Raw genomic sequence first — 10,747 nt, forward strand, 5'->3', positions numbered from 1 at the left:
TCGTTATCGGGGCGTTAAGCAGCCTGCGCGCGTTCTTCGACGCGGTTTACGCTGCGGTAGAGATGGTCAAAACGTTCGTTATCAAACTGGTGGCTGGCGCCATCGAAGAACACGTGGCCCTGACGCAGGGCGACGATGCGCTCGCAGTAGCGCAGGGCGTAATCCACCTGATGCAGCGTCACCACCACGGTGATGCCGTCGTTCTGGTTGATGTCGCGCAGGGTTTCCATCACGATGCGGGCCGACTCCGGATCCAGCGAGGCGATGGGCTCATCGGCGAGAATGATTTTGGCTTTCTGCATCAGAGCGCGGGCGATAGCGACGCGCTGCTGCTGCCCGCCGGACAGCGTGGACACGCGCTGGTGGGCGAAGTGCGCCATGCCGACGCGGGTCAGTGCCTGTAACGCTTCCTGCTTCTGTGATGGGGAGAACCAGCGCAGGCAGGTGCGCCAGAACGGGGTGCTGCCGAGCGCGCCAATCAGCACGTTCTCCAGCACCGTCAGGCGGTTCACCAGGTTGAACTGCTGAAAGATGTAGCCCGTCCGGGCGCGGCTTTTGCGAATATCGCTCGCCAGACGGCCCGCATGCTGCACGGTGTTACCCAGCAGCTCGACGCGGCTTTCCGGCGTTTTATCGCAGGTAATAAGGCCGCTTAAGTGACGCAGAAGGGTGGATTTTCCTGAACCGGACGGCCCCAGCAGCGCCACCATTTCGCCCTGCTGGACGGTCAGATCAACGGCATGCAGCGCCTTGTTGTGATTGAAGGTCTTGCTCAGTTTCTCGACGCGGATGACAGTGTGCATGTGCTGGGCCTCACGATAAATGTGGCCTCATGCTGGCGCATCAATATGACATTTGGGTTAAGTGCAGGTTGCGGGAGTTTGAAGAGTTGAGGGGAGTTTGATGACAGGCGGAGGCAGACCGCCCACCGCCCGAAAAATTAGTGCTGCTGCTTAACGACGTTAATCATCCACGGCACGCCGTATTTGTCGGTGACCTTACCGAAGCCGTGCGCCCAGAAGGTTTCCTGCCAGGCCATGTCGATATTCCCGCCATCGGCAAGGTTGTCGAACCAGCGCTTGCCTTCTGACACATCCTGCGTGTCGAGCACCAGCGTGAAGCCCGCGTACTGTGCGCTGCTGCCCGGCGGCAGCCCGTCGCTCATCATGATATCGCTGCCCGCAATGCGAACGTTGGAGTGAGCGATAGCCGAATCCGGAAACTGCATGCCGGACGGACAGCCTTCTTCGCTGTTATCGCTTTTTGGCATTTCGCCGAAGGTGATTTTATAGAGGAGTTCTGCGCCGACGGCCTGCTGATAGAAGGCGGTAGCCTCTGCACAGTTGCCGGCAAAAGAGATGTAGGGACTTAACGGCATAATCTTTACCTCACGTAAGAAAAGCCCGTTAAGTGTAGTTCCCGAAAGCCCGGTAAGCGAAGCGCTACCGGGCGGGTAAATCAGTTCTTTTTCACGAACTCAGATTTCAGTTTCATCGGACCGAAGCCGTCAATTTTGCAATCGATATTATGATCGCCTTCCACCAGACGGATATTCTTCACTTTGGTGCCGATCTTCAGCATGGAAGAGCTGCCTTTCACCTTAAGATCTTTCACCACGGTGACGCTGTCGCCATCCGCCAGCAGATTACCGTTGGCATCTTTGACGACCAGCGCATCAGCGTCCTGCGCTGGCTCGGCATCATTCCATTCGTGTGCACATTCCGGGCAGATGAACATGCCATTATCTTCGTATGTGTATTCAGAATTGCATTTTGGGCAGTGTGGGAGTTGCATGTCGGTATCCTCAAAAGTGTTAACGCGCTGGAAAGTGCCAGCTAAATGACGGCAGAGTGCCGAAAAAGGCGGCAAGTATAACGCAAATCCACACTTTTGTCGGTGCTATTGTGAATTTAAAAAACGCAGAAAATGTGTTGCGAGTGACACTTACTGTCAGTCAGCTAAGCGATGCTAACGTCATTAACACGGTGGAAAGAGAAGTCGCTAAATATATCGAATATTTTATTGCGGCAAATTGCTACACACCTTCATTTCGGATAAGGTGAAGCAACGCATTGTTATTTATCTTCGAACTTCACTGCCATGCATTTCTTATGTTGGCGGCCTATCCCTCTCTTTTTAGGTGGGTAAATAAGGATGATATATCCTGAAGCTTCTTAAAATGGGCCAGGCTTTTTATCTTTTGGCTTTCAGGCCTTGAGGAGAGCTTTACACGCCATGCAGGGATAGCCATTTATTTCTGATTATCTTCAATTAGTTATATTTTGGTGAACATGTTTTCCACACGTGATCATATAAGCCTGAACATCATAATTAATACAAGTGGCTTAATAAAAGTAATAAATTTGCGTTAAGGAAAGGCTTTTATCATGCACACACAGACCATTTTTGAATTAAGTCAGGAAGCTGAGCGTTTGTTACAGCTTGCCCTGCAAAATCTCGATACCCTGAAATCAATGCCGACAGCGAAGCTGGAGAGCACGACGGCTGCTATTACAGGTGAAAAGAACAACGTGCTGCCTTTGCATTTTAGTGCGCGAGGCGTCGAAGCGCAGCAGGCAACGCTGAATAATGAATTACGCAAAATAACACGTCTGGAAATGGTTCTGGCTATCGTTGGCACGATGAAAGCGGGGAAATCGACCACCATTAATGCCATTGTGGGTACCGAAGTGTTGCCGAACCGCAACCGCCCAATGACGGCGCTGCCTACGCTGATCCGTCATACGCCAGGCCAGAAAGAGCCGGTGCTCCACTTCTCACATGTCTCTCCTATTGATGATTTGATTCACCTGCTGCAGAAAAAGCTTGGCGATTACGATCGCGGCAAGCTGGCTCTGCAACTGGAAATTGATAAGGACATGAATACGCTGCTGGAGCGTATTGAGAAAGGTGAGGCCTTTGAAAAGCATCATCTCGGGGCGCAGCCAATATTTCATTGCCTGAAAAGTCTCAATGACCTGGTGAGGCTCTCCCAGGCGCTGGGCGTGGCGTTTCCGTTCTCCGAATACGCGGCCATCGAACATATTCCGGTGATTGAAGTGGAGTTCGTGCATCTTGCGGGTTTGGATGCGCACCTCGGGCAGCTGACGCTGCTCGATACCCCCGGCCCCAATGAGGCCGGACAACCGCATCTGCAAAAAATGCTTAGCGAACAGCTAGCCCGCGCGTCGGCGGTGCTGGCGGTGATGGATTATACCCAGCTTAAATCTATTTCTGATGAAGAGGTCCGTCAGGCTATTTCGGTTGCGGGGAAATCAGTGCCTCTGTATGCGCTGGTGAATAAATTCGACCAAAAGGATCGCAATAGCGACGATGAAGAGCAGGTCAGGGCGATGATCTCCGGTACCTTAATGAAAGGCACTATTTCGCCTGGCCAGATCTACCCTGTTTCCTCTATGTGGGCGTATCTGGCAAACCGCGCCCGCAACGAGATGATTGCCCGTGGACGCCTGCCGGATCATCAGGAGCAGCCCTGGGTGCAGGATTTTGCCGAAGCCGCACTCGGACGCCGCTGGCGTTCGGCGGACCTGGACGATATAAACCATATCCGTCACGCAGCCGATTTGCTCTGGGAAGATTCGCTGTTTGAACAGCCGATACGCAAACTGATTTACGCCGCCTATGCCAATGCCTCGCTATTCGCGCTGCGCTCGGCCTCGCATAAGCTGCTCAACTACGCGCAAAATGCCCGGGAGTATCTCGACTTCCGCTATCAGGGGCTGACGGTGGCCTTTGAGGGGCTGGAACTGAACATCGCGCGTCTTGAAGAGGATATGGCGCTGCTGCAGACGCGCCAGAGCGCGGTGAGCGATGAGGTGAAACATGAAGTTGACCAGGCGCTGAACGCGACCGCGGACTTTATGGAGGCCGAAAAATCGGCGCTTCATCAGGCAGTGGGCCATGTGTTCAGCCCTCAAAATATTCTTGATTTGGCAGGCATTGAGCGGCTGAATCGCCGCAGTGACAAACTGCAAGAGCGGGAACCACTGGTTCTGGATGATGAAGGTCAGGCGCAGATCGTCCTGAGTAAAATTCGCTCCTCCTGTGAACTCATCATGCTGGATGCGCAGGCAAAAATCGCCCGGGAGCTGGCGTTACGCTTCGATCAGCTGGAATCTACGCTGGCGCGCTCGCTGAATGACGCTATCCGCCCCATTGAAACGCGTATAAAAGAGCATCTGAGCCATGCCGGCTTCCGGGCGCGGATCAGCTTCCCCGCTTTTCAGGCAAACCAGCTTGACTTCAATACGCGGGCACTGTTTAACGATGCCATTGCACAGGATAACCGCCCGGCAGGTCAACTTTCCGCCGGGAGCAGTATGCGTGAAACCGTTTCGCGTTGGCTCAATAATCCGGGCTGGGGCTGGGATGAGTACGTGGTCACGCGCACGCACTATGTTATCGACATTGCGCAACTGCATGACAAATTTAAGCAACATATTGATCAGTTTTGTGAACAAATACGTAAAGCTTTGTCCGCGCAGGTCGATGTCTCTGTTACGGCCGGAATGGCGACGTTCTTTGCAGAATTTTCGTTATGCCTGACCGGGTTACAGGAAAGCTTGCGTGATAGCCTCGCAGTGCGTCAACAAAATGAGCATTCAACCCGAGCGCTCAGCCAGCTGTTGAAGCAAAGCATTACGACTGCGACGTGGATTCAGGAAGATACCCGACTGTTACGTGATGACATTCAAACTCTATTCGCAGCAGAGCAACCATGACAACACAGCTACTGGACGGTCCCGGGCGGACGCTGGAGTGTATTCATCCCAGGTTTATGGTCGATCTTGTGCAGGGCGTGGACGCGGCGCGCCATCCCCATCTGGGGCCGCAGCAGCTGCAGTTTCGTGAACGTTTGACTCAGGAGATCATGACGCATACCCGGCTACGGCCCTGGGCGATGGCGGGAATGCTTAACGAAAACGCGGCCCTGCGCCTGGGGCTGGCGGAAAAACTCGCCGGCATGTTGGATCCAGGCCATCTTGCGCTGACGCTGATGGCCGATAAACTGACTGCACTGTGCCAGCAGGCTCATCTGCGCGCTCAGCCATCTCCCGGCCTGCTTGAACAGTATGCGGAGCTCTCCTCTCATTTTACCCAACGTGCCGCCTATAAAGAAAAGGCGCTGACCCAGCGTGGACTGACGGTACAGGCGGGCGAGCACAGTGAACAAATTTTCACCCGCTGGCGAGCCGGTCACTATGATGGCTGGTCTTTGGCCGGGCGCTGCTTCATTGTTCTGGAAGAGCTGCGCTGGGGAGCATTTGGCGATGCCTGCCGTCTGGCGAACAATGATGTGTCGGCAATGCTCAAGGATAATTTACGCAGCATGGCCGCCAACTACCTCGCGCAGGGCATCAATGCGTCTCCCACAACGCGCCATTTCTATCATCAATGGCTGACCACACCCGCTTCTGCGGGTTTAATCGATCACAAAGACATGCTGGGCTGGCTGGGCGACTGGTGTCAGGCGGATATACACCCGGTGAGTTGGTCAGTGACGCAAAACTGGCAGACCGTCGCGCTGGGTATGCCGAGGCTGTGTTCGGCAAAACGGATGGTGGATGCAATGGTGGAAGAGATTTTTGGTTGAACCCCTCATCCTGACCCTCTCCCCCAGGGGAGAGAGGATGGCTGGCGCGGTGTGTTAGTGATTCATTTCTATCGGTTTCGGTTCAGGCGGGATCTCTTGCACATTTCCGTAGCGTTTCGCGTATAGCGCCGTGATGATGGGCACCAGGATTGCGGTGACAATCACGCTGGCGGCAACCAGTGCCGTCGCGGACGCGGCCACCGGTTCGAAGGCCGGGTTAATCTGGGCGATAATCACCGGGTTTGCAACGGCAGCGCCTGCGGCTGAAGAGGCGGCGACGCCCGCCGTGCCGTTTCCTCCCCCGATTACGCGGTCAGCAATGATCAGCGGAATACCGGTGATGATGATAACCGCGACACCCAGCACAATCCCCAGCAGTCCCGTATCCAGAATCACGTTCAGGTTGATGGTGTTACCCAGCGCAAAGCCAAAGAATGGGATCAGCACCGGCGTGGCTTTGCTGAAGAAATCACGCAGATCGTGATCCAGATTGCCCAGCGCGAAGCCGATCAGGAATGGCAGGATCGCGCCGACAAAATGATGGGGCTCAAAAGAAGCCAGGCCAGCGGACCCCAGGATCAGCATCGTCATGAGCGGGCCGGACTCCAGAGACATCAAAACAAACGCGCCGGACTCCTCTTTGGTTCCGTACTGGTTCATCAGGCTGGCATACAGCCCGCCGTTGGTCATGTCCATCGCCGAGACAATCGCCAGGACGGATAACCCGGCGAAGAAACCGGTCTGAATTCCATTTTCAGGAATGAACATCGCGCATATCATTGCGACCACCCAGGCAACCGCTATTTTGGTTATCACCAGCGTTCCGGATTTGCGTAATACGGTACCGGTTGCCCGCAAATTAATGGATGCACCGATACAAAAGAACCAGACCGCCAGGATGGGAACGGTACCCGTAATCATCCCCTTTGTGAAACCACCAAAATAAGCCCCGGTTTCAGGTGCTAATGTATTCAGAATAGCACCGAGTACCAGCGGCACCAGCATCATACCACCCGGTATGCGTTCTATCGTGGCTTTAATCTTCATCTCTAACCCTCACAATTTCGCCTCTCATGGTGAGCGGCAGGTGCGAATAAAAAAATCAATAAATTCAATTTGATGAAGGGTGCTCTTGATGATTGGTTTGTGATAACCCTGCACCGAAATTCAGTTAGCGCTCTCGTTTCCTCTCGTCAGAAAACATGCGTCGCTATGTTTCAGGAATTATCATGCGATCGATGGAATATTGATTCAATGAAAATAAAACTGTGTTTTAGTTATCTTCATCACATATTGAATGTAAACTTTACGGCGCGTTGTGAGAGCTGAAAATTTATGTAAATCTCTTGTAAAAAATATGGCTTTTTATTCTGTTGGGAAAAGAAAAAAGATGAGGGCGAAAATGGGGGCTCTGGAAGGTTGAGAAAGTACTTATTTGCGGAAGTTGACAAAAACTGTCTTCACCTGACGCAGTATAAATATATGTGTGAAGTTGATCACAAATATAAACGCTGGTAGGGTAAAAAGGTCATTAACTGCCCAGACAGGCGTCAACAGGTTCGGTTGTATCGACGGAAAACGTCAATGTAAGTAAACCTGCTACGCTTGAAGATGGAGGTTCGCACGGAGCGGATCTCGGGTTCACAGAGTGCGAGTTGGCTGTGGAACGGACAGGGCTAAGTCTACGAGGAAAGCTATGCTAAGAAGGAAAAAGGTTAAACCCATTACGCTTCGCGACGTCACCATTATTGATGACGCTAAACTGCGTAAAGCGATCACCGCCGCCTCGCTCGGTAATGCGATGGAATGGTTCGATTTCGGTGTCTACGGCTTTGTTGCCTATGCATTAGGTAAAGTGTTCTTCCCCGGTGCTGACCCTAGCCTGCAGATGATTGCCGCGCTGGGTACATTCTCCGTTCCTTTCCTGATCCGCCCGCTGGGTGGTCTGTTCTTCGGTATGCTCGGTGACAAATACGGTCGCCAGAAAATACTCGCTATCACCATTGTCATTATGTCGATCAGTACGTTCTGTATCGGCCTAATACCGTCCTATGCCACGATCGGCATCTGGGCACCTATTCTACTGTTGCTCTGTAAGATGGCGCAGGGCTTCTCCGTCGGGGGCGAGTATACCGGGGCGTCGATCTTCGTCGCGGAGTATTCCCCTGACCGTAAGCGCGGCTTCATGGGCAGCTGGCTGGACTTCGGTTCGATTGCCGGGTTTGTGATGGGTGCGGGCGTTGTGGTTCTGATTTCAACCGTGGTCGGTGAGGAGAACTTCCTCGACTGGGGCTGGCGTATCCCGTTCTTTATCGCGCTCCCGCTGGGTATTATCGGTCTTTACCTGCGACATGCGCTGGAAGAGACACCTGCGTTCCAGCAGCACGTTGAGAAACTGGAGCAGGGCGACCGCGAAGGGTTGCAGGACGGCCCGAAAGTGTCCTTTAAAGAGATTGCGACAAAGCACTGGCGCAGCCTGCTGACCTGTATTGGTCTGGTGATTTCCACCAACGTCACTTACTACATGCTGCTGACCTACATGCCGAGCTATCTGTCGCATAACCTGCACTACTCGGAAGATCACGGCGTACTGATTATTATCGCCATCATGGTGGGTATGCTGTTTGTACAGCCGATTATGGGTCTGCTGAGCGACCGCTTTGGCCGTCGACCGTTTATCATCCTGGGTAGCGTAGCGCTGTTCGCGCTGGCGATCCCGGCGTTTATTCTGATCAACAGTAACGTGCTGGGTCTGATTTTCGCGGGTCTGCTGATGCTGGCGGTGATCCTGAACTGCTTTATCGGGGTGATGGCATCCACATTACCTGCGATGTTCCCGACGCACATTCGTTATAGTGCGCTGGCGGCGGCGTTCAACATCTCCGTCCTGATTGCCGGCCTGACGCCTACGCTTGCCGCCTCTCTGGTGGAAAGCACGCAGAACCTGATGATGCCTGCCTACTACCTGATGGTTATTGCGGTAGTCGGCCTGGCGACCGGCCTGACCATGAAGGAGACGGCGAACCGTCCTCTGAAAGGGGCGACGCCTGCGGCATCTGATATTCAGGAAGCGAAAGAAATCCTGCGCGAGCATTACGATAACGTTGAGCAGAAAATTGAGGATATCGACGCAGAGATTGAAGAGCTGCAGAAGAAACGCTCCCGTCTTGTTGATCAACATCCACGCATTAACGAGTAATAAAGAAACCCGCCAACGGCGGGTTTTCTTTTATTAGCATCCGGCGGCGATGTAGTCGCCGTTGGCGCTAACGGGGATGACGGTCAGGAACAGGACGGTCGCGAACAGGATCAGGATGATACCTCCGGCAATTTTAACTGCCGGCACCAGCCATCTGAACGCGCTATCTCCCCCGAACCAGGCCACCGTGCGTTCACGGGCATAACGAACCGCCAGTGATAGCCCCATAATAGCGAGTGCCGTGCCTAAAGACATGGTCATAACGGCCGCCATTCCCCAGGTGACAATGCCCAGCGCGTTCGAAAACATCAGAATCATGATCGCACCGCTGCACGGACGTGCGCCAATCGCCAGAATAACGCCCAGACGCGTTTTCCAGTCACCTTGTGTCAGATCTGCGCCCACGCCGTGATGACCACAGCCACAGTGTTCATCGTGCTGATGAAGGGGAGTGATGGCTGAGATCCTCATTCTTTGAGGCCGCAGGCTTTTCAGCGCCTGGTAAATGATGAAAGCACCAAATGCGCCAATCAGCACGGCGCTTATCTTCTCGACATACCAGCGGCTGGTGCTGATATCCCCTGACGCGAGGTTAAATCCTACTGCCAGAATAAAGACAAACAGAATGGCGCTGACGCCCTGCATCAGGCTGCCAAGAAAGGGAACGGTGCGTGCGGCCAGTTCGCTCTCCTTATTTGTGCTCAGGTAGGTTGTCACGATGAACTTCCCGTGCCCCGGCCCGATGGCGTGAAGGACGCCATAAAAGAAAGCGCCTGTTAAGAGCCATAATCCACCGCTGTACTGGTTGTTATTAAGCTGCAGTAGATACATCACCAAATAACGGTGCAGCGTAATCTGCGTGGCAAGGCACCACTGGATAAAGGCGTTCCAGTGCGTATGCAGCGTAAAAGCGGCGAAGAGGATGGTCAGCAGCATCAATCCGGCCGTAGGGAGGCGCCAGTCGCGAGGCAGGCGTTGTGTATTCATCAGGGGGAGCTCTGCGGAGAAGAATATTTGCCGCTAGTATAGTTGATCTTCTCTTTCAGTTCGCAGGATCGCATCAGGATCTTGCTGTAATTGTGGATAAGTCTGTGCGTAAAAGGGTATAAAGCGGGGTTTTGCTGGGGAATGCATCAGTCAGTCATTTTTTTGCAACTTTTCTGTTGCGGGCTGCGGAGAACTCCCTATAATGCGCCTCCATCGACACGGCGGATGTGAATCACTTCACAGTTAACCCGGTCGGTTGAAGAGAAAAAATCCTGAAATAACGGGTTGACTCTGAAAGAGGAAAGCGTAATATACGCCACCTCGCAACGGTGAGCGAAAGCCGCGTTGCACTGCTCTTTAACAATTTATCAGACAATCTGTGTGGGCACTCAAAGTGACATGGATTCTTAACGTCTTCGGACGAAAAATGAATACCAAGTCTCTGAGTGAACATACGTAATTCATTACGAAGTTTAATTCACGAGCATCAAACTTAAATTGAAGAGTTTGATCATGGCTCAGATTGAACGCTGGCGGCAGGCCTAACACATGCAAGTCGAACGGTAGCACAGAGAGCTTGCTCTCGGGTGACGAGTGGCGGACGGGTGAGTAATGTCTGGGAAACTGCCTGATGGAGGGGGATAACTACTGGAAACGGTAGCTAATACCGCATAACGTCGCAAGACCAAAGAGGGGGACCTTCGGGCCTCTTGCCATCAGATGTGCCCAGATGGGATTAGCTAGTAGGTGGGGTAACGGCTCACCTAGGCGACGATCCCTAGCTGGTCTGAGAGGATGACCAGCCACACTGGAACTGAGACACGGTCCAGACTCCTACGGGAGGCAGCAGTGGGGAATATTGCACAATGGGCGCAAGCCTGATGCAGCCATGCCGCGTGTATGAAGAAGGCCTTCGGGTTGTAAAGTACTTTCAGCGGGGAGGAAGG

8 protein-coding genes and 1 rRNA gene are annotated in these 10,747 nt (G+C 53.3%); 4 read left to right on the plus strand and 5 right to left on the minus strand.

Features of this window, described 5'->3' with window-relative positions; translation table 11 throughout:
* Positions 1-14: 14 nt before the first annotated feature.
* From phnC to IM314_RS14770, 3 genes are all read right to left on the minus strand, one after another.
* Positions 15-803 carry a phosphonate ABC transporter ATP-binding protein gene (phnC, locus tag IM314_RS14760; protein WP_041911507.1) on the minus strand — a complete coding sequence of 263 codons (789 nt, stop codon included), beginning with the start codon at positions 801-803 and terminating at the stop codon, positions 15-17.
* A 137-nt stretch (positions 804-940) separates the two neighbouring features.
* Entirely contained in the window at positions 941-1,378 is a 438-nt protein-coding gene (gene yjdN, locus IM314_RS14765; protein WP_028015216.1) for a VOC family metalloprotein YjdN, read from the minus strand.
* 80 nt (positions 1,379-1,458) lie between these two features.
* A complete protein-coding gene (locus IM314_RS14770) occupies positions 1,459-1,794 on the minus strand; it encodes a zinc ribbon domain-containing protein YjdM (protein ID WP_028015217.1) in 336 nt (111 codons plus the stop codon).
* A gap of 593 nt (positions 1,795-2,387) precedes the next feature.
* On the opposite strand from IM314_RS14770, the gene crfC reads away from it, so the two are divergent.
* Together crfC and IM314_RS14780 are read left to right on the plus strand one after the other, a co-directional pair.
* A complete protein-coding gene (crfC, locus tag IM314_RS14775; protein ID WP_163333460.1) occupies positions 2,388-4,742 on the plus strand; it encodes a clamp-binding protein CrfC in 2,355 nt (784 codons plus the stop codon).
* Positions 4,739-5,614, plus strand: a complete 876-nt coding sequence (locus IM314_RS14780; RefSeq protein ID WP_193359128.1) for a diguanylate cyclase regulator RdcB family protein — start codon at positions 4,739-4,741, stop codon at positions 5,612-5,614. Before crfC ends, IM314_RS14780 begins: the two co-directional genes overlap by 4 nt.
* A 54-nt stretch (positions 5,615-5,668) precedes the next feature.
* Here the strand turns inward: IM314_RS14780 and kdgT are convergent, their stop codons facing one another.
* On the minus strand, positions 5,669-6,661 hold the full coding sequence (kdgT, locus tag IM314_RS14785) for a 2-keto-3-deoxygluconate transporter (RefSeq protein WP_028015220.1): 993 nt from the start codon (positions 6,659-6,661) through the stop codon (positions 5,669-5,671).
* Between the two features lie 649 nt (positions 6,662-7,310).
* Between kdgT and proP the strand changes: the two genes are divergently transcribed.
* On the plus strand, positions 7,311-8,813 hold the full coding sequence (gene proP / locus IM314_RS14790) for a glycine betaine/L-proline transporter ProP (protein ID WP_041911505.1): 1,503 nt from the start codon (positions 7,311-7,313) through the stop codon (positions 8,811-8,813).
* Positions 8,814-8,846: 33 nt separating this feature from the next.
* On the opposite strand, the gene IM314_RS14795 is transcribed toward proP, so the two are convergent.
* Positions 8,847-9,800 (minus strand): nickel/cobalt transporter, encoded by a 954-nt coding sequence (locus tag IM314_RS14795; RefSeq protein ID WP_045630774.1) that lies wholly within the window; start codon positions 9,798-9,800, stop codon positions 8,847-8,849.
* Positions 9,801-10,295: 495 nt separating this feature from the next.
* Here IM314_RS14795 and IM314_RS14800 point away from each other — a divergent pair.
* Positions 10,296-10,747: ribosomal RNA gene (locus IM314_RS14800) — 16S ribosomal RNA — on the plus strand; the annotation flags it as partial.

The sequence above is a fragment of the Enterobacter cloacae complex sp. P42RS genome, assembly GCF_014930595.1.
Classification (GTDB): Bacteria; Pseudomonadota; Gammaproteobacteria; order Enterobacterales; family Enterobacteriaceae; genus Enterobacter; species Enterobacter bugandensis.